The 22,079-nt window shown below is 65.9% G+C and carries 20 protein-coding genes; 5 read left to right on the forward strand and 15 right to left on the reverse strand.

Features of this window, described 5'->3' with window-relative positions; genetic code table 11:
* Positions 1-50: 50 nt before the first annotated feature.
* The 12 genes from AC6EH9_RS14085 to AC6EH9_RS14140 form a co-directional block, all read right to left on the reverse strand.
* Entirely contained in the window at positions 51-3,188 is a 3,138-nt protein-coding gene (locus AC6EH9_RS14085) for a LysM peptidoglycan-binding domain-containing protein (RefSeq protein WP_498423993.1), read from the reverse strand.
* Positions 3,185-3,631: a pilus assembly protein TadG-related protein gene (locus tag AC6EH9_RS14090; protein ID WP_498423995.1), complete on the reverse strand. Its 447-nt coding sequence runs from the start codon at positions 3,629-3,631 to the stop codon at positions 3,185-3,187. The genes AC6EH9_RS14085 and AC6EH9_RS14090 overlap by 4 nt, the downstream gene beginning before the upstream one ends.
* Positions 3,628-4,098, reverse strand: a complete 471-nt coding sequence (locus AC6EH9_RS14095) for a TadE/TadG family type IV pilus assembly protein (RefSeq protein ID WP_498423996.1) — start codon at positions 4,096-4,098, stop codon at positions 3,628-3,630. The genes AC6EH9_RS14090 and AC6EH9_RS14095 overlap by 4 nt, the downstream gene beginning before the upstream one ends.
* Positions 4,098-4,451, reverse strand: a complete 354-nt coding sequence (locus AC6EH9_RS14100; protein WP_498423997.1) for a TadE/TadG family type IV pilus assembly protein — start codon at positions 4,449-4,451, stop codon at positions 4,098-4,100. Before AC6EH9_RS14100 ends, AC6EH9_RS14095 begins: the two co-directional genes overlap by 1 nt.
* 25 nt (positions 4,452-4,476) lie before the next feature.
* Positions 4,477-4,662: a hypothetical protein gene (locus AC6EH9_RS14105; RefSeq protein ID WP_498423998.1), complete on the reverse strand. Its 186-nt coding sequence runs from the start codon at positions 4,660-4,662 to the stop codon at positions 4,477-4,479.
* Positions 4,663-4,688: 26 nt separating this feature from the next.
* Positions 4,689-5,594, reverse strand: a complete 906-nt coding sequence (locus tag AC6EH9_RS14110) for a type II secretion system F family protein (RefSeq protein ID WP_498424001.1) — start codon at positions 5,592-5,594, stop codon at positions 4,689-4,691.
* Positions 5,591-6,445: a type II secretion system F family protein gene (locus AC6EH9_RS14115; RefSeq protein ID WP_498424002.1), complete on the reverse strand. Its 855-nt coding sequence runs from the start codon at positions 6,443-6,445 to the stop codon at positions 5,591-5,593. Before AC6EH9_RS14115 ends, AC6EH9_RS14110 begins: the two co-directional genes overlap by 4 nt.
* The gene (locus AC6EH9_RS14120; protein ID WP_498424004.1) at positions 6,442-7,962 is read right to left on the reverse strand and encodes a TadA family conjugal transfer-associated ATPase; all 1,521 of its coding nucleotides are present in this window, start codon (positions 7,960-7,962) and stop codon (positions 6,442-6,444) included. The genes AC6EH9_RS14115 and AC6EH9_RS14120 overlap by 4 nt, the downstream gene beginning before the upstream one ends.
* Positions 7,959-8,756 (reverse strand): CpaE/TadZ family protein, encoded by a 798-nt coding sequence (locus AC6EH9_RS14125; RefSeq protein WP_498424006.1) that lies wholly within the window; start codon positions 8,754-8,756, stop codon positions 7,959-7,961. Before AC6EH9_RS14125 ends, AC6EH9_RS14120 begins: the two co-directional genes overlap by 4 nt.
* Positions 8,756-9,430 (reverse strand): SAF domain-containing protein, encoded by a 675-nt coding sequence (locus tag AC6EH9_RS14130; RefSeq protein ID WP_498424007.1) that lies wholly within the window; start codon positions 9,428-9,430, stop codon positions 8,756-8,758. The genes AC6EH9_RS14125 and AC6EH9_RS14130 overlap by 1 nt, the downstream gene beginning before the upstream one ends.
* An 18-nt stretch (positions 9,431-9,448) precedes the next feature.
* The gene (locus AC6EH9_RS14135; protein ID WP_498424009.1) at positions 9,449-10,270 is read right to left on the reverse strand and encodes a hypothetical protein; all 822 of its coding nucleotides are present in this window, start codon (positions 10,268-10,270) and stop codon (positions 9,449-9,451) included.
* Between the two features lie 119 nt (positions 10,271-10,389).
* On the reverse strand, positions 10,390-10,962 hold the full coding sequence (locus AC6EH9_RS14140) for a hypothetical protein (RefSeq protein ID WP_498424011.1): 573 nt from the start codon (positions 10,960-10,962) through the stop codon (positions 10,390-10,392).
* Positions 10,963-11,336: 374 nt separating this feature from the next.
* Between AC6EH9_RS14140 and mobF the strand changes: the two genes are divergently transcribed.
* The 5 genes from mobF to AC6EH9_RS14165 all read left to right on the forward strand — a co-directional run bounded on the left by mobF (position 11,337) and on the right by AC6EH9_RS14165 (position 18,584).
* Entirely contained in the window at positions 11,337-14,894 is a 3,558-nt protein-coding gene (gene mobF / locus AC6EH9_RS14145) for a MobF family relaxase (protein WP_498424012.1), read from the forward strand.
* A gap of 102 nt (positions 14,895-14,996) precedes the next feature.
* The gene (locus AC6EH9_RS14150) at positions 14,997-15,407 is read left to right on the forward strand and encodes a hypothetical protein (protein ID WP_498424014.1); all 411 of its coding nucleotides are present in this window, start codon (positions 14,997-14,999) and stop codon (positions 15,405-15,407) included.
* A gap of 164 nt (positions 15,408-15,571) precedes the next feature.
* Entirely contained in the window at positions 15,572-16,237 is a 666-nt protein-coding gene (locus tag AC6EH9_RS14155) for a hypothetical protein (protein ID WP_498424015.1), read from the forward strand.
* Entirely contained in the window at positions 16,230-17,195 is a 966-nt protein-coding gene (locus tag AC6EH9_RS14160; RefSeq protein WP_498424017.1) for an McrB family protein, read from the forward strand. The genes AC6EH9_RS14155 and AC6EH9_RS14160 overlap by 8 nt, the downstream gene beginning before the upstream one ends.
* A gap of 3 nt (positions 17,196-17,198) precedes the next feature.
* On the forward strand, positions 17,199-18,584 hold the full coding sequence (locus AC6EH9_RS14165; protein ID WP_498424018.1) for a 5-methylcytosine restriction system specificity protein McrC: 1,386 nt from the start codon (positions 17,199-17,201) through the stop codon (positions 18,582-18,584).
* Here AC6EH9_RS14165 and AC6EH9_RS14170 read toward each other — a convergent pair.
* The 3 genes from AC6EH9_RS14170 to AC6EH9_RS14180 all read right to left on the reverse strand — a co-directional run bounded on the left by AC6EH9_RS14170 (position 18,566) and on the right by AC6EH9_RS14180 (position 22,029).
* Positions 18,566-19,696, reverse strand: a complete 1,131-nt coding sequence (locus tag AC6EH9_RS14170; RefSeq protein WP_498424019.1) for a DNA-methyltransferase — start codon at positions 19,694-19,696, stop codon at positions 18,566-18,568. The two genes, AC6EH9_RS14165 and AC6EH9_RS14170, sit on opposite strands and share 19 nt — an antisense overlap.
* 220 nt (positions 19,697-19,916) lie before the next feature.
* Positions 19,917-20,237 carry a hypothetical protein gene (locus tag AC6EH9_RS14175; RefSeq protein WP_498424021.1) on the reverse strand — a complete coding sequence of 107 codons (321 nt, stop codon included), beginning with the start codon at positions 20,235-20,237 and terminating at the stop codon, positions 19,917-19,919.
* A gap of 613 nt (positions 20,238-20,850) precedes the next feature.
* Entirely contained in the window at positions 20,851-22,029 is a 1,179-nt protein-coding gene (locus AC6EH9_RS14180) for a tyrosine-type recombinase/integrase (protein ID WP_498424025.1), read from the reverse strand.
* Between the last annotated feature and the right edge of the window lie 50 nt (positions 22,030-22,079).

Genomic DNA, 22,079 nt, shown 5'->3' on the forward strand with positions numbered 1-22,079 from the left:
GCTCAGGTGCTCTCCCCAAAGCCACTCCGTTGTCGTCCCGGGTCTCGGACTTACCGGCGTGCGCGGCGCTCCGCGAGGAGGGCGGTGCGACGAGGGAGGTCAATGGGCCCGAGTTCGTCGTCGGTGCGGTTGTGGATCCGGTCCTTGAGCAGTTGCTGCGCGGCGTCGGCATCGCCTTGGGCCTCCAGAACTCGAGCGAGGTCGAGGGTGCAGGAGTCGTGGTCGGGGGCGACTCGGCAGGCCTTCTCACCGGTGGCGCGAGCCACGGTGAGGTCGCCCCGAGCCAGGGCGTCGACGACCACGAGATGGGCGACGTCGACCACGGCTTGCAGCGCGGTGTCATGGGTCCGTTCATCGTCGAGGAGCCACTGCCAACCCTCTCGCCGCAGGTTGCTGAATGGTGTTCCCCTCACGAGTTCCAGTGCCGTCACAAGGTCCGTCACTCCCTCGGCGCCACGGGCCTGGCCTCGGGCGCGGAGTCGAGTGAAGAGGTCGAAGTCGACCAATACGTCATGCAGGACGTACCCGTTCGTGCCGTGGGCGCGATGTTGGGCGGTGTCGGTGGCGAGCGGAAGGTGGAGTTCTCCGCTGCGAGGGCTGACGCCCAGCCAATCGCGCAGCAACGCGATGTCGGTGCGCAACCGTTTGGGGGTCAGGCTGAAGGCGGCGCGTACTGCCGGACCGCGCACACCGGGATGGTGCAGCGCCAAGTAGGCCATGAGCTCGCAGTAGAACGGTCGCCGCTCCAAGGGGCGCTGCCGCTCGGTCGGAGCACGCAGGTCGACTGCTCCAAGCAGTATCAGTCGCGGCACCGGGCACTGGGCGTCGAACCAGTCCGCCACATCGCGGTCGAGGTCCGGGTCGGCGTCCTCCACCTGGCGACGCGATTGAGTCGGAACGAGGGGCGCGAGCACGCCGATGTCGTCGATCGTTGTGTCCGCGATCGCCTCGTACTCCTCGGCCGTAGCTGGCAGAAGCGACTGCGGGCCGGCCTCCCCGGTCTCGGGTCGGGGTTCGGTGAGTTCTTCGCGTAGCGCTCCGGCTTGGTCGGCGAGGGCACGTCGACCAGTGGCGTTCGCGTCGTGGGGGATGGGAGCTTGCTGGGCGTAGTGGGTGATGTCGACCAGGGCCGCGCAGGCGGCGGCTTCGTCTGCGCTGAGTCCCGCTGCGGTGAGGGTCAGGCTCAGGTGTGGCACCAGGAGGTGCCCGTCGGCAGTGAGCTCCAGCCGAAGGGGCATCGACGCCCGGTCGGTGGGCTCTCCCACCTTGATCACGGTGCAGCCAGTGCGGTCGGGATGTGTCTTCGTGAATTGGGCGAAGTCGTCCACGAAAGTAGCGGACACGCTCGCCGGGACGAGGAGGACGTGGAACCCTTCGGGGTCGCCGTCGCAGTCCGCGGCTCGTTTGAGCCAACGTAGGAAGTCGAGATCTTCCTGGGCGTGGTGCTGGAAGCGTCCCTCTGACATCGGGCTGAGTTCGGGGGCCAGGTCGATTGTGTGGACCTGGTTCACCATCCCCCAAGGGTTGAGCACGAACTCAGCGGCGAGATGACGGGCCAGGGCCAGGGCGCGATCCGGGTCGCCGCCGAGGGTCACGATGCGAGGCAACTCGAGGTCGAGGAGCCACAGGTTCCCGTCCGGGGCCTGCCCGATGCTTGTCAGTAGTGGGTAGGGCGGGATGCGGTCGAGGTCGTCCACGTCGGTGTCGAGATCGCACGACCACGCCATCCCCGTGCCTGTCCAGGGTGCCACCGGTGTCCTCGCCTCGACCAGGTGCAGAGTCACTCTGGTGCGGCTCAACTCGACTCCGTGGAGGGCAGGGGCCGTTCCGACGTCCTGGGCAAGGTGCATCAGGAGAAGGTTCAGCTTTTCCAGGGCATTGGCCGCAGGGCCGGCCGTCACGGTGACGGTCTTCTCGACGTTGCGTAGTACCGGGGGAGGGGGAGCGATCGTGAATCCTGGTCGTCGGTGCCGCTGCTGGGTGCGTTGGTGGGCCCGCAGGGCGATGAGGACCCCACCGGCCAGCAGTGCTCCACCTCCGAGCAGCCCTGGCACGAGCCACTGTGCCACTGGGACTGATTCGTCGTCGGCTTCGGCGGGCGGCTCCTGAGTCACCTCAACCGCTGGGTCCTCAGCCCGTTCGGCACCGGCATCAGGGTCGGAATCTGGTGAGGCCGGGACGACGGGGTCCTGGCCGGGGACGGGGCGTACCTTCTGGGTCGTGTGGGGTTCTGTCTCCCTTGCGGGGCCGGGCACCCCAGCGGGGTTGGTGTGCGTCGGGAGAGTCAGGCTCCAGCCCGGCCGGATGAGGTTTGGGTCGATCAACTTCCGACCGTCGTTCTGCACCGTGGCCTGGGAGGCCTGCACGATCTCGGGATAGCGCTCCGGGTCCCCAAGGTGCTCGTCGGCGACATCCCACAACGTGTCCCCAGGCACGACGAGGTGTGTGTCCTGCTCCGCGATGGCGGCCTCTGCAGGAAGGCGCAACACCAGTCCCGGACGGATGAAGTCGGCCTGGCCGTTGAGGACATCGGCATTGAGGTCGACGAGTTCGGTGAACCGGGCTCCGTCCCCGAGGCGCTGCTCGGCGATGCGCCACAGGCTGTCGCCCCTCCGCACTGTGTAGGCGATGGTGCCCTGCCCACGGGCGGGCCCGGGAGTGGTGGTGATGGAAGCGCTGACGGGCTTGGGCGCTGCCATGGGCGAGCCCATGGGCGCAGGGGTCTCCGTTGTCTCGACGGTGTCGGGTGCCCCGGGAGGGCCCGGGATGTCGTCGTGGGCCAGGGCGGGAGACAAGGGGGCAGCGTGGGCCGTGAGGGGCGTGGAGGCCGGGGTGGGTATGGGCGCGATCGTGAACAGCAGCGCGGCTGCGGCGACCAGCCTCCCGACAGCATCTTGAGGGACGGCAAACCCGCGCAGTTGGGGCGCCTGGATGCCGCGGGCGCGGGACACAATCTCCACCACGAACGAGAACGCGGTGAACGCCCAGCCAGACCACGCCACGACGGTCATCACGAAGAGAGCGAGGTGTCCGTCGTCGGGGCTGAACAACAGCACGCGCAGCTCATCGAACGGTGTCTCCCAGGGGCGGGCCCCAATCCCGAGCAGGATCAACGGTGCCCCGACGACAAGGGCCAGCAGCACAAGAGTGGCGCCCAGACCGGCGAGGCGTTGGCGGGTGGTGGTCACTGTTCACTCCCTCCGAGTGTGCGGATGATGCGCGCCGAGGCGTCACCGGTCACGGTGCGTGCACCGAGCCCGATGACTCCCAGGAACACGGGCGTGTAGGTGTCGTGGACCTGCACTCGCACGGTGTGACCGCCGACGATCTCGACGCTCCCGTCCACCTCGGCTGCTGCGAGGTAGTCCGCTGCGGCGGCACGTGCGGTCACGGTGCTGACGCGCAGCTCATGGCCTTCGATGGCGGGGGAGGCCTGGACCCGGTCGGCGCCCGCACGTGCGGCTTGGGCGGCCAAGTGGTGGGCACGTTGCTGGGCGTGGACCTGCCCACCGAGGTCGACGGCCAGGCCAACGAGCAGGATCATCACGAAACTGGCCGTGACGAGCCAGATTGAGATGGATCCCCGCTCATCGCGCGCCCCGGCCCGGGCCCGGGCGGACCGACTGGTCATTGGCGTTGCCTCCACGTGTCAACGGGGCTGGTGATCGTGGCCTTGACCGCCCTGCTCCCTGGCACGCCCGGGACCGAGAGATCCGACAGGTCCAGACGGCACGTGACGCTGACCGTGACCGAAGCCGGCTGCCCTACTGGCCGCGCGAACTCGCTGACGTCGACGGCGACATCAATAGCCAGACAATCGATGTCCTGGTTGGCCAGACTCACGCTCGCAGCGTCCTGAGCCGCGGTACGAGCCGCCGCGCCCGTGCGCTCGATCGTCGCGGCCCGAGCAGCGTCCGCGGCCGCGGACTCCACCGCTTGGTGGGTGACTGCAGTACGGCCGCCGAACAGGATCAGCCCGACGAACAGCGCGAACGCAGGAACGCCGACCGCTGCCTCGATCGCAGCAGAACCACGCTCACTGCTGGCCCCGGGCCCCCAGGAGCGGGCTCGGGACCAGGCCCAGGGCCGGCGGGTCATCACGGTGCTGTCACTCTCTCGACTGGCAGGGACGCCTGTTTGCGGACTACTGGTGACCACCCGGGGATGACGCTCAACGAGTGGCCGCGTACGACGACGGTGACGGTGGTCGTCGTACGGGTCACGTTCAAACGCGGGTCGGCCAGGACGCCGTCTCCGCCGGCATCGTGGATGAAGTCGCGGGCGGCGCTGTGGCCATCGGCTTCACGTCCGTGCTGTACCGCGGCCGCCCGGGCCCCCTCTTGGGCGGCGGCGATGGCCACGGTCTGGGCGTGGTGAAGCAGCGCCGCCTGCATCCCGAGGAACAGGACGGCGAACAGGGCCGGGAGCAGGATCACCAACTCGATGCTCACCGAGCCGGCCTCGCTCCTGGGCCTGCTAGTTGATGTTGCCGGCTTGGGTCGTGACATAGGTCCGTACCGCGGCGACCACGATGCCGACGATGGCGATGACAGCGACCGCCCACAGCACGTGCTCGGTGGTGACTGACCCTCGCTCGCCGCGTTGAGGGGGAGAGGTGAGGTGTTGGTGGAGCACGAGGAGTGCGCCGGTGAACTTGTCCATGACGGGTTTTCCTTCCGTTGTGTTGGTCAGGTGCTCGTGAACATCCGCAGGAGCGACGGGGCAACCAACAGGGCCATGAAGATGACGCCGAGCAAGGACCCGGGGATGGTCATCCGCTCACCAGTCGCGTTGGCTTCGGCGATCTCGTCGTTGAGCATCGCCGTACGCATGGCCGCCGCGCGGGCGCGCAGGTGCGCGTAGACGGCGGCGCCTTCCTGCCCTGAGAGCCGCATGATGTCGGCGAAGTCGTCCAACTCCGGTAACCCGAGTTCGTCGGCGAGTGCATGCAACGCGTCCCACGGCGGCAGACCCGACCAGCGCGACCGACCGAGCTCCTCGGCCAATCTGGTGAACACCCACGAATCACCCACCTGCGCTGCAGCCTCCATCGCCTGGCGTACGCCGGCGCCGTTGTTGCGTTCCAGCGCGACGAGGTCGATGTAGGCACCCAAGGCCCGCGCGAACTCACGGCGAGCCTTCCTGGCGTCGTCGACCGCGTTGTAGTTGGGGACGAAGAACATCACCGCTGCCAAGGAGAGTGAGGCGACCGCGGGGACGACGAACGGGATGTTCAGCCCGATGAACGTGAAGAAGAGGCCCAGCACAGGGGCGATCACCAACCCCAACACAGCGAACATCAGCTTGTCGGCGTAGAAACGGGAGAGTGGGATCCGAAGCAACGCCAGCTCTCGCGTCGGCGTACGAGCCCACAATCCAGCTGGTAACGCCCGCATCGCCCACACCCCGAGCCGGTCCTTGCCGGTTGCTGGGGTGTCTGCGTCGGTGGTTGTCAGTCGGGCGCGCTGCGGGGCGAGGTTTGCCAATGCAGATTCAAGATCCGGTTCAGCAGGGAGGAAGCGCACCACCACCAACACGACACCCGCTGCGATCAGCGCCCCGGCAAGGACCGCGAGTTGCAGGGCGGTGATCACGACGCACCGCCCGCCGGTGTCGCCGACAGGAACCGAGGGAACGGGCGGCCGATCGACATTCGTTTCATCCACACCAGCGTGGCGACGTAGGCCGCCAGCAGTCCGACGAGGATGACTTGCCCGACGGGCGAGCGGTAGGGCTCGACGTAGGAGCCGGTCAACGCCAGCACGACCAGGACGCTCATGCTGATCAGCGTCACCCACCGCGCGGTCGCCCGTGGTTTCGCCCGGTCGGCCTCGACCTGACGCCTGGCCCGTACGTCGGCGGCCACTGACTCAGCGAGCCCTTCCAACACCGACGACAACCCCGCCCCACGCCGGCGGGCCCCCAGGATCAGGTTCGCCGCGATCAGATCGCCGGTCGCATCGTCCAGGTCCTCAGCAAACGCTCGCAGAGCTTCCTCGGTCGCCCACCGTGACCGCAACCGGGCCACCAACCGTGTGACCTCGGGAGAGATCGCCGCCGGCGTCGACCGCAACGTGGCCACCAACGCCTGCTCCAGACCCACCCCAACGGTGAGCACCCCGGACAGCGAGCGAGTCCACTCCTCCATCGCTTCCAGCCGCTCGATCTGCGTGGCAGCAGGACCGGCGGACAACAACTTGGGCAACCCAAAGACCAGCAGCGGGACAGCAACCAGCGCAAGGATCCAGCCCGTGACCCACCAGACCACCGCCGCGGCACCGATGCTGGCAGCCAGCACCATGCGGGTACGGCGATCGGCCGAGAAACGTCGGGGGAGCCGAGGTCGCCCGCTCACCGGGACCTGCTCGACCGGGCGCAACCCGATAACGAGCCCGATGACACCAGCCACCACCAGGGCCCCGGCAAGGGCAGCGACGAGGATCACGACAGCTCCCCCTGACCCGCCAAGAAGCCACTCAGATCGAAGCCTAGGGTCGACAGCGACCGGTACTCCTCTGGCAGCACACCGGGGACCGCGACACCATCCGGGCCGGGGGAGAAGACGTGGGTGGCGGCGTACCCGGTTTCACGCTCACCCGGCGAGATAGTGACGATCTCAGCGACCCGGCGCGTGCGCTGCGACCGCCCGATCTTGTGGTGGGTGGACAAGTCGAGATGAACGATCACGTCGACCGTGGCGGCCAGCTTGCTGGTGGCCAAGTCGTGAGTCACGTGGGACCCCGACTCCATCGCACAAGTGACGAGCTTGCGGACCGCGGCGACCGCATCTGTGGCATGCGTGGTGGAGATGGATCCGGTGCCGGACTCCATTGCCTTGATCATCGCCCAGATCTCCTTGCCCCGGACCTCGCCGACGATCTGACGTGACAGGTTGAACCTGAAGGAGTCGATCAACGCCTCGTCGAGGGTGAACTCCCCGGCCTGGCGACCGTCAGGACCCCGCTCGCCGGAACCGGGACGGGCCTCCCACGGATGCACGATCTCGTGCCGCTCCGGCAGTTCGTGCAGGTGCAGTTCGTACTCGGTTTCGAACGTGCCGATGGCCTCGAGCGGGTCGATCTCGGCGCACAGTGCGCGGACCAACGTCGTCTTCCCCGCGCCCTGCGAGCCCGAGACGACGATGCTTTTGCGGGCCCGCACTGCTGCGGCCAAGAACGAAGCAGCCACGGCACTCATCATCTGCCGTTCAACCAGGTCGTCCAGCGTGATCTCCATCAACCGGTGCCGTCTGATCACCACCGACGGGCGGGGCGTCACCCACGCTGCAGCCGCCAGTCGCGCGCCGCCATCGAGCCGAAGGTGCAATCGCGGCTGGGCTTCGGAGAACCCCCTCGCATTCACCTCGGAACGGGAGGCGAGGAAGACCAGGAAGTCGATCAGTTCCTCATCTGAGTCCGCTACCGCGGGGCCAGCTATGAGCGAACCGTCGACGAGTTCGAGTTTCACGCGGTCGTGGCCCGTGATGACGATGTTCTCGATCCGATCGTCGTCCACCAAGGGCTGCAACCGACCTAGTCGGAACAACGCATCGAACACCGCCCGCGCGTGTGCCTCCTGCGTCGCCTGTGACCAGGCTTCTTCACCAGCATCGACCCGCTCGGTCACCGTGGTGTCGATCAGATCCAGCACGATCGCGCGACCCAATTCCTCCTGCGTCGCCTTGTCGTGGCGGACACGTCCAGCAGTTGCCGCCTGACTCAACTGATCCGACGCCTGTGCCCGCAGTGCTGCGACCAAAGCCCAGTCCACTGCCGCGTCCTCGTGTGCTGGTGCTGGGAACTCGTCGAGCAGGGTGACCAACCGCGGCCGACGGACGCTCTTCTGCTCCCGAGACGGCGGCTCGGACGCGGGCAGGGGCTGCGTCAGCAACGGCAACGACGTCAGGTCCGGTGTGGAAGCACCATCGGGGGAGTTGGTCCAGGATGAGGTGGGCGTGTTCATGGGACTACCCCTTCGGTGACCCCGACACCATGGGTATCAGTGCCGGCGAGATCGTCGTGGCGCCGAGTCACGATCGCCTGAACGGCAGCGACGGCGGCGCCGAGACTGCGTACATACGGCCCCGTGTCGAACCGTTTGGGCGTGGGAGCGCCACGGTGAATCACGGCGGCCGCGGTCGGATCCCACACGATGCTGCTGGCGACCGGTAGCCCGAGCACTCCGGACACTTCACGAGGTGCATATGGCTGTCCCTTGCCGACGAGCAGCAGTGCGGTGGCGGGCCAGTCGAGATCCCCGCGTACGGCCGCATCAGCCCATGACCGTGCCGCCGAGACCGACGGGAGATCCGTGCGTATCGTCAGCAGCACCAGGTCCGCTGCCGCCAGTAGCGGCCGGGGGGAGGCGACCATGCCCAACCGGCCGGCATCGACGATGACGTCCTGGCCTCGACCCTCAAGTTCGAGGAGTTCCTGGGCCAATGGAGACCACAAACCACGCAGCGCCGGAGCCTGTGCGTGGGTACGGGTGCCCGCGACGAACGACACGTCGGTGTTCTCAATCCTCCCGACCACCTCGGCCAAACCATCACTCATCGATGAGGCGCTCAGCGCGAGCTCGATCATCCCGCGGGTGTAGGGGCGAGTGCCGCGGAAGTAGCCCGACAGGAGACCTGACCCGCCGGTCGGGTCTGCCTCGAGGAACAGCACCGGCCGGGGCCATTGCAGCGACATCCCGAGCGCGGTCGTGGACACGCCGGGCGACCCCGACGCCGAGACCACAGCGATGAGAGCCATCACCGCTCCCGGGTGTCCAACACGATGGCCACGTTCCCGGTCGCCGCACGCGCAGCGACCATGGCTGCGTCGGCATGTGGGACGAGGAGATCAACGATCAACTGACCTGTTTCCTCGGAGACGTAGTGACCGGCTACTTCCGCCTCGCTGACCATCGGGGCAGTCGCCGGCGCCTCAGCGCCCTGCGCAGGGGTGACCACCACCCTGACCCGATCGCCGTTGAAGAGATCCAGCCCAGGCACCTGCCCAGGCGCCAGAGCGACCCCAACGATCGATGATCCGCTCACAGGAGGGGAGTCCGTGGTCAATGAGGTGGACGTCAGCAACGCACCCGCGGCGACGTCGACCGTGGCACGCTGCCCCACGACGGAGTTGAACTGATCGCCGGACACAGACTTCAACAGCGGGTCGGCCGAGACCTGGATCCGCACGAGATCGTCGGCCTCGATCACGCTGCCGCGCTCGATCGTCGTGCGCGCGGCCAACACCTCGACGGCATCCGTGGACGCGGCCCATACCCAGGCCCCTACGCCACCGCCCAGACAGATCGCGGTGGCGGCCGCGATCACCAGGCCCGGTTGGCGCCGGAGCTTGGGAGGCGGGGTCACGGACTCGGGGGAGCGCCCCTGGCCCTGACCGAGTTCAGGACTTCCTTGGGTGGCTGTCTTGCTCACGTCGATCCTCCTGAGTGGCTACTGCACCAATACCTGCGCTTCGCCAATGGCGACATGAGCTGATCTCGTCAGCCCGTTGAGCCGGATCGTCCCGCTCTGCCCGGCTCCCTCCCACTCCACAATCCAGTCCGAGGTCGCTGTGACCGTGAACTTGTCATCGGGTTCCGAATCGCTGGTCGTGGTGTACGTGTGACCGCACGTCGGCGACTTCTGGAAGCCGAACGACCCCTGGTACGGAGTGCCTGGCCCGGTGCAGATGATCTCGGTGCCGTCACCCATGTCCCAGGTGATCTGGTGCAACCGTGCCGTCGCGGTGATCGTGAGACCACCGGCGGTCGCAGAGGCGGTGACGGGCCCGACGGTCGACGTCCCGGGATCCTCGGCCCACATCCAGACCGGCATCCCGACGATCCCGATGTTGCCCTCAGCCGGCTCGGGTGCCATCCCGATGGTGATAGCGCGTAGATGCATCTCGGTGACCGCGAGCTGAGCGACCTCGCGCGGCGTCGGACCTGCTCCCGAGTTCGGGGGCGGATCAGCAGCCCAGATCAACATCACCATGTCGGTCTGCGGTTGGAAGCAGAAGTAGACCGAACCATCCTCGCGGTAGTTGCCCTGCCAGAACTCGTCTTCAGCACCGGGACGAGGGACGACCTCGTTGATGTAGCAGTTGTAGGCGTTGGACCAGTAGCCGTACTGCTCCGACGTGCAGGGGACTGGGCCAGGTGGTGGTTTATGGATGTTCTGTGGTCGGCCGTCCCAATAGCAGGACTCGCCAGAGCCGGTGTCTTGCGGACCGTCATTGCCGGACTTCCCCGGGGTCTCGTCCTCGGTTTCCACCCAGATAGTGCACTCGCCATTCTTGGGATTTGTGCGAGCGCATTCTGTGCCGGCGTGAGCGCTTGTCTGCAGGAGAGGAGACATGACGAAAACGGAGGCGAGAGCGACGAGCCTCGCAGTCAGCCGGTGCACGGTACCTTCTCCTGGTCCAAGCCCCCGGTGACGCGCCATCCGTTCCTTGGTGCTTGACCTCCGCGGATGTTGGTCACGTTGAGTTGAATCCAGCCGCGGGCCGGTCGAGCCGCGGTGATCGTGGAGTCCCCGTTGGCATCAACAATGTCGACATTGGCCACGTCCCAACACACTCCGACGGTGGCGGTGGGAGTGTTTTCGAGCGCGAGGCGTTGCACGTTCACTTCGACCACGCGGAGGTTTCCGATCTGCACCTCTCCGCTGAACCGCTGGTCCTTCAGAAGGTCTTGCTGGATCGTGAGTTCCATGTCCGCGGCGACGCCTTGCAGCCGTCGAAGCGGCAGTGCGGGGTTTTGGCCGAGCTGATCTGTCACGGCGAAGTAGCGACGGACGAGATCTTCGACGTCCTGCGCTGCCTGTTCGGTCTCGCTCAGCGTCGGCGAAGGTGACGCTTCCGGCGTTTCGCTGGGCGACGCGTTGGGCGAGGAAGTGGGGGCTGCGCGCGGCCCCGGATTGTCACCACTGCATGAGGTAGAGACGACTGACAGAGCTACTGCCATCGCTAGGAGTGTTGGTGTGCGTAGGTATGACTTCATCCCGAGACATGTCCCTTCATCGAGTGTTTCGAGAAGGTGCAGACGGAGGCCGCCGGCGCGGTGTCGACGTGGCCATCCGCTTCCATTAAGACAGCGTTGCCGGTGACCTCGCAACCATCAGACATTCCCTGCTCCTTCTCCCTTGTCTGTCGAAGCCGTCGAGACCGCCCCCGGGCCCCCTGGCATTTCGGCCCAGGCCCCCTCGTTTTCTGGACGCCCGTTCACCCTGTCTCAGAGGCCTCACACCTCTTGCAACGTGAGGTCGGTCCTGTGGATAAACCCCCCAAAGAACGAAGGGGGCACTTCGACACACCTTCCTGACAAGGAGGTGCACAGGCATGACCGTTTCCCTGCACAAGATGTCGGCCGGCAAGGGCTACCAGTACTTGTTGCGCAGCGTCGTCGCCGGTGACGGCAACCGCAGCCTGGCCACTCCATTGACGCGGTACTACAGCGAAGCCGGCACGCCGCCGGGCTACTGGCTCGGCAGCGGGGTCACCCAGTTCGGCGCGGGCGAACTCACTGCGGGAGGTCCCGTCACGGAGCAGCAGTTGCAGCTCCTCATCGGGATGGGCCGAGACCCACTGCTCGGGATCCAACTCGGAGAGCCGTATCGCCGCTACGCCACCAAGGGCGAGCGCGTCACGGAACGTGTCGATTCCCTCAACCCGCACCTGAGCGACGAAGAGCGAGCAGCCCTGGTCGACGAGATCGACAACGAGGAGTCCGCCAAACAGACCGTGACCGCGACTGCCGGGTTCGACTGCACCTTCTCGGTGCCGAAGTCCGTCTCGGTGTTGTGGGGCGTCTCCGACGCCGGTACGCAGGCACTCATCCTTCAGGCCCACCACGAGGCGGTGGCCGACGTGCTCGCCCTGTTGGAACGAGAGGTCGCCGCCACCCGCACGGGCGTGCACGGGCGCAGGGGAGCGGTCCTTCAGAAGGACGTCATGGGGGTCGCCGCCACGGCGTACGACCACTGGGACTCCAGGGCGGGGGACCCGCAACTCCACACGCACGTGGTCGTCTCCAACAAGGTCCGCACCTTGGAGGACGGCAAGTGGCGCACCCTGGACGGGCGTCCTCTGTACGCCTCAATCGTCGGGTTGTCGGAGCACTACAACGCGGTCCTCGCTGACAAGCTGACCCGTGCGTTCGGACTGGAGTGGGAACGCCGCGACCGGGGGCCCAAGCGTTCCCTGGGATTCGAGATCGCCGGTGTCAGCGAAGAACTCATCGGGTTCTTCTCGCACCGCTCGCACCACATCAACGAAGAACTCGAGCGCCGGATCGCTGCGCACCTGGCGGAGTACGGACGTCGGCCCAGCGCCCGCTCGATCGTGCGGATGCGTGCCGACATCACTCTCGAGACCCGCCCACCCAAGCACGTGCGGTCCCTGGCCGAACTCACCGATTCCTGGCGCGCACGCGCCGCACGTGCGATCGGCTTCGACGCCACCCAGTGGGCCCGTGAGCTCACCACCGGTGACACACGAGGCACGCGCGCAAGCGCACGGAGTGGCGCACGGGGGCTCCTGCGAGCCGACGACATGAGCATCGACGTCACGTCCGAGGTTGCCCAGGCAGTCATCGGGACCGTCAGCGAGAAGCGCGCCACGTGGCGACACTGGAACCTGTGGGCCGAAGCCTCCCGACAAACCGTCGAGTGGCGCTTCGCCACCAGTACGGATCGGGAAGCTGTCGTTGCGGCCATCGTCCAGGAAGCAAAGCAGATCTCGATCGCGCTCACGCCACCCGAGCTCGCCGCCACTCCGAAGGCCTTTCGCCGGGACGATGGCACCAGCCGCTTCCGCCCCACCCACTCCGTCGCTTTCACCTCCACCCAGGTCCTCGACGCAGAAGACCGCCTCCTCGGCCGTGCTGAGGACCGCCGCGCCCCCATGGTCGACCTCGGCACCATCGAGGACGCCGGCCAGCAGGAGATCCTGGGGCACCTACCCAGTGCAGAACAGATGGAGACCCTGGCGCGCATCGCCGTGTCCGGACGCCAACTCGACCTGCTGGTCGGCCCCGCCGGTGCAGGTAAGACCACAGCCATGCGTGCCCTCCGAAATGCCTGGTCCACGACTCACGGTCCCGACTCCGTCGTGGGCCTCGCTCCGTCCGCTGCTGCAGCAGACGTGCTCGCTGACGACCTCGGCCTGGTGTGTGACAACACCGCGAAGTGGCTCCATGAACACGACCACGGGTGCGCGGACTTCCGACCCGGTCAGCTCGTCATCGTCGACGAAGCCACCCTCGCCGGAACTCTCACCCTCGACCGGATCACCACGCTCGCCACAGATGCCGGCGCGAAGGTGCTGCTGGTGGGGGATTGGGCCCAACTCCAGTCCGTCGATGCAGGTGGCGCGTTCTCGATGCTCGCCGTGGCCCGCGACGACACCCCAGAGCTCACTGAGGTCCATCGCTTCACCCACGACTGGGAACGCGCCACATCCCTCGACCTGCGCGTCGGCAACACCCGAGCAATCAGCACCTATGTGCGCCACGAACGCGTCCGAGAAGGTACCGGTGACGACATGCGCGAAGCCGCGTACACCGCCTGGCGCGAGGATCTGCGGACGGGACGCAGCAGCATCCTCGTGACTGAATCAGCCCACGAAGTCACCGCCCTGAACGAACGTGCCAGAGCCGACCGCATCATCGACGGCGAGACCCAGCCGAGCCGCGAAGTCGAACTCCACGACCACACCCGCGCCTCAATCGGCGACCTGGTCATCACCCGCCGCAACGACCGGCGCCTCCGCTCCCTACGCGGAGCCTGGGTCCACAACGGAGACCGCTGGCGCATCACTGACGTCTTGGCTGACGGCACGATCACAGCCCACCGTCTCGGCCGTGCTGGCGGCTCAGTCACCCTCCCTGCCCACTACGTCGCCGAGCACGTCGAACTCGGCTACGCGGTGACCGCACATCGCGCCCAAGGCCTCACCCTGGACTCCTCCCACGTGGTCGTCACCAGCGCCACCACCCGGGAGAACCTGTACGTCGCGATGACACGGGGAAGCAGCAGCAACCGCGCGTACGTCGCCCTCGACGATCCAGACGACAGCCACGCCCCACCCACCGACGACGAGGTCACCGGAGCCACGGTCCTGTACGGAGTTCTCAAGCACACGGGTACGGAACTCTCGGCCCACCAGACGATCGCGGCCGAACAGGAGCGCTGGTCCTCCTTCGCCCAGATCGCGGCCGAGTACCTGACCATCGCTGCCGAAGCCCAACGTGACCGGTGGATCACCGAACTCCAGGCAGCCGGCCTCACGTCTGAGCAGGTCGACCAGGTTGTCACCTCGGACTCGTTCGGTCCTCTCACCGCCGAGCTCCGGCGACTGGAAGCCGGCGGCTCAGATATCGCCGCGCTGCTCCCACGCACCGTCCAGGCCAGGAGTCTGATCGACGCCGACGACATCGGTGCCGTCCTGACCAAGCGACTCCGCAGGTGCACGCCCCGCAGCCGCCGATTCAACAGGGACCCGCACCTGATCGCCGGACTCATTCCCATCGCCACTGGGGCGATGCCCGACGACATGACGGACGCCCTCACCGAACGCCAAGAACTCCTCGAACAACGAGCCACCGCCCTGGCAGCGGACGCGGTCAAACGACGCGATCCCTGGACCCGACGACTGGGGGAGCCACCACGGGATGCGGGTGCCCGTGAGCACTGGATGCGCCACGTCCGCACCGTCGCTGCCTACCGCGACAGGTACGACGTCGGCAGTTCGCACCCGATCGGCGACGGGGGAGTCACCGATGTGCAGCGTCTCGACGCTGCGCGGGCCCGTCAAGCGATGAGCCGGGCCCTCGAGTCCGCAGAAGCGTTCCACCGCCGCCCGGTCCAGCGACCGATGGGAACGCCGACCCTGCGATGACCACCCCTCCGAATCGAGGGGGTTATCCACAGGCAATCCATCCAGGCCAGCCAGAAGCGGCCATCAGGCGTAAACGTCGAGTGACACCGAAAGGAGCCTCCGATGATTTTTGCCTTCAGTTACCAGCTCATGACCTGGGTGTACTGCCTGCTCTGGTACGCCCCAGCAAACGTCATCATTCGCTACATCCGCAAACCCCGCGGAATGAAATGGGCCCTCCCCGTCTCGGTCGTGATGGCGCCCGTCTACTGCGGGGCGATGGTCGTTGCCGGTACCTTCGCGGAGAGGGGCCACGCCTGGCTCTACTTCGTCGGTGTCATGTTCGGCTTCAGCATGGTGAAGTTCGCCGCTGCGATCTTCATCAGCCCCTTATGGATGCTCGCCCATTGGTGGCGCTGCCGGTATGCCCGATCTGAGGGGTTTGAACACGTCCATTCGTCCCAAAAGGATCGCCGCCAAGTCTGGCCGGGCGAGGCCCGCCGAGCACCCCGGAGCGAGGATTCGATCGGGTAAGACGAACGAGGCAAGCCATGTGATGATCCCTCGAATTTGACGGGTGGAGGTCAGTAGCGGCCAACGTCAAGATTGCCGTTGACAGGCGAGCGAGAAGTAGCGGACCACTCAACATGTTGCGGCATCGGGCAGCAGGTGGCGGATGTCGCCACTACGCTGCTCCTGTGCCTACCGACCCGACGCCAACTCATGTGCTGAGCAAGGGAGCCGTGCGCTGGGCGATCGACACGCTCGGCGCTCAGAGGCTCCACCCGACGTTCGTGATGTATCTGTACCTCCGGAAGGAGAAGCGAGCCGGGCGTCTTACCGACGCGTCGGCGTCATCCAACGAGGTCGTGTCGTTGATCCAGATGCCCGGCCACCCGACGAAGCCGTACTATTTTCCGCTCATCGATCGGGGCATCCGAGGCAGCAGCCCGCTCCCGAGCTTCTGGCGCGCACGTAACATCCCTGGCAGTTGGTCTCCTGGTTCGATTTTCCGACTCAAGGGCGGCGGGTGGATGGGCCTCGCCGAGGGCGGATACACGTTGCCCGACGATCACGTCAACCGCGCCTTCAAGGATCTCTTGTACGAGACGCCTGTATCGGCCCTCGCCTTGGGGTGCTACTTCATGCGCAACGACGGCTTCATCTTGTCGGGTGGGCCGTCCGCGCAGGACGCCATCGCGGGTTTCCGTGCCAAGTTCGACTATCCTGACGATGTCGAAGGCGAGTTCACGCATCTCTTCACGACCGAGGTCCCGGAAACCGATGGCTTTTCCTGGTTCGACCCCTTCACGCCAGAGGCGCCTCGCGTGCCACTCGTGAGCGAGGCGGATGCCAATGTTTGAGGGACTGGTGCCTGACGTTAGGACGCTGGTCGCTGACGACCTTGAAATCGGCGTGCAGGCAAGGGCGGCGAGAGGACATGCTTCGTCCGCGCCGGATGCTCCTGACATCACGGTGGAAGACCCGCAGGTGCAAGAGATCATGCGGCTGGCGCGCATCTACGGCGGCGTCATCCTGTCGGGACCGCCCGGCACTTCGAAATCATTCTTTGCGGCGGCGGCCGGCCAGATCATGGCCGGAGGGCATAAGCGGCGTTGCCGCTTCGTCCAGTTTCACGCGAGCTACCAGTACGAGGACTTTATGATGGGGTTCTCGCCCACCGCGACCGGCTTCAAGACGAAAGAAGGTCCCTTCCTGAAGCTCGTGAAGGACGCGGCCGCGGACCAGGAGAACACTTACGTCTTGGTCGTAGACGAACTGTCACGGGCAGACGTCGGCCGGGTATTCGGCGAGGCTCTGACCTACATCGAGCGTAGTAAGCGCGAGCTGCCGTTTACCATCGCAAACGGTGAGGAGATCAAGATCCCGTCCAACTTCGTCCTCCTTGCGACCATGAATCCGTTCGATCGCGGCGTCGATGAGGTTGACGCGGCCTTCGAACGGCGATTCGCGAAGATCTCCATGGACCCGGACCGGGAGGTGCTGGACGAGATTCTGACAAACAACGGCATGGATGAGGACCTCAAGCGACGCGTCATGCTCTGGTTTGAACGGATCAACGGTCACTCTCGAAGCAACCCGGCAGCAGCCGTCGGGCACGCCTACTTCTGGGATGCCAGCGACGAGACCACGCTCGCAGATATCTGGCGGTATCAACTCAAGTTCTTGGTGCAGCGGGCCTTCCGGCGGGACCAGAACACCCGGGCGGCGCTTGAGACGGGCTGGGAGCACATCTTTGTGCGTCCTGAGCCAGCCCAGGAGGCCGCGTCGGAAGAGACGACAATCGAGCCTGAAGCCTGAGCCATGACCGAACTGAACAGCGGCGTGACGGTCGTGGAGTGCGCGGAGTACGAGCACGTCAAAATTGACTCGTCGCTCTGGTTCGGCGAAGGGCACCGCACGATCTTCAACTCGGAGATCGACGGCAAGGATGTCTTGCGGGTCAACTTCTCTGGCGGGGTTCTGCGCTTGCAGGCCACATCGTTCGTCGGGGTCATCCCGATCAACGACCGTGTCGTCCTTCGCGTCAAACCCCGAGTGCCGCTGAGCAATCTGACGCGGATGGTGGTCGAGACGGGTCACAGCGTGTTGCCCCTAACCGCGTTCCGCGAATACGCGGGTCGGGGGACGGCCGACGACTGGGCCATGGACCGATACACCGATGCGCTGCTCGACTACGTCGACCAGGTGCTGGACGCGGGCTTGTTGCGTGTCTACGAACGCCGCGGCGGGGAGGGGCCCTTTCCGCAGGGCCGCATCGACTTCACGCCGACGATCCAACGGTTCGCGGCGCGCGGTATCCCGAACAAGGCAGCCTTCTCGTGGTTCGAGCGCACCGTCGACACTCCCGTCAACCGCTGCATCAAGGCCGCGATGGCAGTCATCCATGAACACCTAATGCAGGCCAAAACGAGGCCCCGAAAGGGTGATCAGGGGCGGCTGCGACGGCTAGCTGGTCAGTTCGCGGCCTTCGAAGAAGTTGGCGACGACCCGGGTTATAACTTCCTCGATGATCCCGAGGTGCTGGACCTGACACCTCTGCCCGATCCGCGCTCGTACTACCGACCGGTTCTCGATCTGTCGGTGCTGATCGTGCGTGGCGTGGGAATCGCCCTAGATCTCGGCGGTGAGGACGTACAGATGGGCTCCCTGCTCATCAACACGAACGACCTGTTCGAGAAGTTCGTCCGAGTCACCTTGGCCAAACACGCGCAGGCCGGGCGCTGGGGAGTTGACGTGCTCGACGGCAACACCGAAGGCAAGGTGGACCTGTACGACGTTCCAGACGAACTACCGGCGCCCTTCGGGACGCCTTTGCCCGCAATGGCGAGTCGCGACGCCGGAAAGGCCCAGCCGGATGTAGTGCTACGGATGTCCGATGGCACGGTGCCGCTTATCGCCGAGGTGAAGAACACCATCACCTCCGATGGGGCCTTGCCGGATCGCGGCCACGTTGAGCAAGCCATAACCTATGCGCTGCGCTACGGCCTTAGCTTCACCCTGCTGATCCATCCATGGAGCAAGGGGACCAAGGGGCTCGTGTACATCGGGCGTGTGAAGTCGATCGACGTCTACGACTACAGGCTCGATCTGTCCTCCGAGGAAGGCGTTGACGCGGCCCTCGGGGATATGGCCGAAAAGATCGCCGGGCTCGCGGGGATCGTTCCCGCTCAAACGACGTCCGGCTGATCCATCCAGTTCACGAGGTCAACGCCGATCGCGTCGCGACCTTCGTCAGTGGCGGTCTTCAGGGTCGTTCCGGTACCGGCAAACGGGTCGAGAACGACGCCGCGAGCAGGGGCGTTGTGGCCGCAGTCAGTCCAGCCAACGGTCCGCTTCTTCGCAAACGTGAACTCGCGGAAGTAGCCACCAAGCGCGACCTTTGCCTCGGCCGCGAGACGCTGCACCTCAAGAGTGTTGCGCCCGGTTCCGTTCTGGAATTTCGTTGCCTTGCCGACGTCGGAGACACCGAAGGCCTGGATCGCACGAATATGCTCGGGCGTCAGACCCTTCTCCTTGGCCAACTCCATCGCACGCTTCGCCTGCGGGCGTTGAGGGTCAAGTTCAGCAGTCCGCTCGATAATGCGCTTACGCGGCACACCACACTCTGCACAGATCTGCTGCGGTGCGGCCAGGGTAATCGCCCGTCGGACAAGCTCGCGCGGGAAGGGGGCGAGATGTGCGCCCATATTGCGCTCTGGGTTGATCGTCCAAACGTCGCCGGGGTTCGCGCCGTTGCCGAACTCCTCCGAATAGCCCACGAGGTCGTAATAGTAGGTTGGCTTGTAGGACAGGTGGATGACGTACTCATGACGGTTGGCGAGTCGGTTCTTCACCGGGTCGGGCATGCCCGACTCCTTAGCCCAGATGATGCGGTTGCGGATCAGCCAGTCGCCCTTAGCGGCCTGCCACTCGATCTGCCCCGGGATGCCAAGCAAAGACTTGTTGAAGTAGGTGTCCCCGACGTTGAGGAACACGGAGCCGTGCGGTCGCAGCACCCGCTTCCACTCCGTCAAGCATTCCATGATCGAGGTGACGTACGCGTCGGCGGTTGGCTCCAAGCCAATCTGATCCGTGTGGCCGTAGTCCCGCTTGTTCCAGTACGGAGGCGAGGTGACGATGAGGTCGACCGAATGATCGGAAAGGCCAGTCTTACGTGCGTCGCCAGGCGTGAATGTCATCTCGGGACCCGAAAGACCCGATTCCCAGTCGGCGAGCTGGCCGACTGAGACAGCTCCGAGCTTTGCTCGACCTGCGACGGGCTCCGAGCCGGCTGGCTGGGCGTCCGCGGTGCTGCTCATGGGCAGGTCACTTCCAATCGTCGTACGTCGTCCTCGCTTGTGGCTGAGAGGCTAGTGTCTACTGCCGACATCAACGTATTCGTGCTGGTCAGCAGCTTGTTCACGATCATGTATACCGAAAAATGTATCGGTCGTCGAGTACCGCTTCGGCGCGTCGTATGGCAAGGCAGTGTCCATGCCCCGTCGATCTAACGGGGCTGTTCAGAGGCGGTCGATCCAGTCAGAGGCGGTCGATCCAGGTGTCCTCGTCGCGCTCATCCCAAGCGGACGTGTTGCGTGCCTTGGCTGTGCTCGACCGCCCGAGCTTCACGAGCGTCTGAAGCGCCTCCTCATGCGTTAGCGCACGCAGGGAGTCAACGGATCGACCCACTGCCGCTTCGATGACGGCCTGACGGTCCTCCATGGTCGAAAGTCCTCGACCGTCCAGGGCCTTCCGCAACAGATCCACTTGCCAGGCAGCAGCGAGTGGCGGCGCCGGCGCCGCATCGGCCTGCTGCTGGTCGGGTTGACCATCGCCAAACAGGGATAGCTCGCCACTCACACGGTCACCTTACGGGGCGTGGCCGGATCGCCGGATTTCGCCTCTCCCTGCCCTCTCCCTGAAGCGAATCAGGAGTCACAACGGGCACCGGGAGTCAGCCCCATGCCAGGCGCCCTGAAGCCTTCCATGCGATTCAGCGCGGCAAGCGTCCACCCAAGTGGCCTGCGGCAGCGTCTGTCTAGCCGCTACGTTTGGCGGGGTGCGCAGCGCCTGTGTGCGCAGCAACCCCGCCTTCGCGCTGTTCGAGTCCCGGTCACTTGCGCCGTGGCTGTTGGGTCCCCGCTGTTGGTCGAAGAATCGACGGGCCCACCATTGCCGACCCGCCGACGTCCTTGCTCCGTTTCGCTTGCAGCTGTGCCGGTCAGCCAGAGCTTGAAGGTGTCTGGCGGTTCCCCTGCGTTGGACGCGAACGAATGCGCTCGCGCAGTAGGTATCACGCTGGGTGAGGTCTGCGGCTTGTTGGATGGCGGGTTGAAGTGCATCACCGAGGATGCGTCGATCTGGGCGACGTGACGCTAGATGAGTGCCCTGCAAGGCAGCACGGCGCAGCAACCGACCGATGGGCGCACCCCGTTAGGCAGTCAAGTCGTCCGGGCGGGAACCTGGGAATACGTCAGGACTCGATCGGGGCAGACACCAGTTCAGAAAGTCTACGGGCGATCTCGGCGTCGCGGTCCTCGGCAGCGTGCTGATATCGCATCGCCGCGCCTGGTGTGGAGTGGCCGAGCCTCCCCATGAGCTCGGCAAGGGTCGCCCCTGTTTGGGCGGCGAGAACGGCGCCGGTGTGGCGAAGGTCGTGCCAGCGGAGGTCTGGTCGCCCGGCGGCTTCGCGTGCGGGGTAGTAGACCTTGTAGAGGGTCGAAGGGGCCATGTGAGAGACACCGTCAGCGGCCGGAAAGAGGAGCGCGTCGCGGCCCTTGGCGGTGTGCTCCTTCAGGTGCTCTTCGACGACGGGCAACAGGTGGGGTGGGATGGCAACGTCGCGGATGCCTGCGTCAGACTTGGGCTCACCGATCACGAACCCGCCGTTCGCGCGGGTAACTCCGCGGGTGACCTGGACGCGGTTCGTACGGAGGTTGATGTCTCGGCGCCGCAGTTCGGTCAGCTCCCCGAATCGCAGTGCACACCAGGCCGCGAGCAGGGCCATGAGCTTGTAGCGCTCAGGCAGGCGGTCGACGATGATCTCGATCTCTGCGAGGGACGCGGGGCGGACCTTGTGCGACCGCTTGACGTTCCCGGCCCCACGGATGTGCGCGGGGTTATAGGGGATCAGGGGATTGGGTTTGGCCGACGCTGCCGTCCCCAGGATGGTGCGCAGCAGGCTGTAGGCCTGCGCCTTGATGGTCGCCTTCCCAGGCGCTAGAGCGTCGTACCACTTCGTGATCGCGTCACCGGTGATCTCGTCCAGGGGCACGCCGCCGAAGGTGGGGTAGATGAAGGAGTCGAGGAGCATTCGGTACTGCTGCCGGGTGGTGGGTCGCAGCTCCCGACCCCGGGTCTTGCGAGAGGCGACCCAGTCGTCGCCGTACTCCTGCAACGTGGGTAGGGCGCGGTGCGCCGCCCCCTGCGCCGCTGCCTCCGGAGCCCAGATCTCCAGTTGGATCTCGGCGCGCCGTTTCGAGAGCCAGGCGACCGCGTCGTCCTTGGCATCAAACGTGACCGGTGCGCGGTACAGAACCCCGTCCGGTCCGGTGTAGGCGGCGCGATAGCGACCCGACACCCTACGCTCAATCCGACCGAAACCGCGACGGTCAAAATTCGTTGCCGGGACTGCTGCACGATCGGGTGACAGGTTGGGTCACGCAGCCTGAGTGGCTGGCGTGGTCATGATGGTCTCGAACT

Source organism: Nocardioides sp. Z21_20, from assembly GCF_059766585.1.

Excerpts from the sequence above, each read along its gene's own strand:
- AC6EH9_RS14105 (WP_498423998.1), bottom strand. The coding sequence starts at position 4,662 with ATGGACAAGTTCACCGGCGCACTCCTCGTGCTCCACCAACACCTCACC.
- AC6EH9_RS14095 (WP_498423996.1), bottom strand. The coding sequence starts at position 4,098 with ATGACCCGCCGGCCCTGGGCCTGGTCCCGAGCCCGCTCCTGGGGGCCC.
- mobF (WP_498424012.1), top strand. The coding sequence starts at position 11,337 with ATGACCGTTTCCCTGCACAAGATGTCGGCCGGCAAGGGCTACCAGTAC.
- AC6EH9_RS14165 (WP_498424018.1), top strand. The coding sequence starts at position 17,199 with ATGACCGAACTGAACAGCGGCGTGACGGTCGTGGAGTGCGCGGAGTAC.
- AC6EH9_RS14170 (WP_498424019.1), bottom strand. The coding sequence starts at position 19,696 with ATGAGCAGCACCGCGGACGCCCAGCCAGCCGGCTCGGAGCCCGTCGCA.
- AC6EH9_RS14125 (WP_498424006.1), bottom strand. The coding sequence starts at position 8,756 with ATGGCTCTCATCGCTGTGGTCTCGGCGTCGGGGTCGCCCGGCGTGTCC.
- AC6EH9_RS14120 (WP_498424004.1), bottom strand. The coding sequence starts at position 7,962 with ATGAACACGCCCACCTCATCCTGGACCAACTCCCCCGATGGTGCTTCC.
- AC6EH9_RS14140 (WP_498424011.1), bottom strand. The coding sequence starts at position 10,962 with ATGGCAGTAGCTCTGTCAGTCGTCTCTACCTCATGCAGTGGTGACAAT.
- AC6EH9_RS14090 (WP_498423995.1), bottom strand. The coding sequence starts at position 3,631 with ATGACCAGTCGGTCCGCCCGGGCCCGGGCCGGGGCGCGCGATGAGCGG.
- AC6EH9_RS14150 (WP_498424014.1), top strand. The coding sequence starts at position 14,997 with ATGATTTTTGCCTTCAGTTACCAGCTCATGACCTGGGTGTACTGCCTG.
- AC6EH9_RS14160 (WP_498424017.1), top strand. The coding sequence starts at position 16,230 with ATGTTTGAGGGACTGGTGCCTGACGTTAGGACGCTGGTCGCTGACGAC.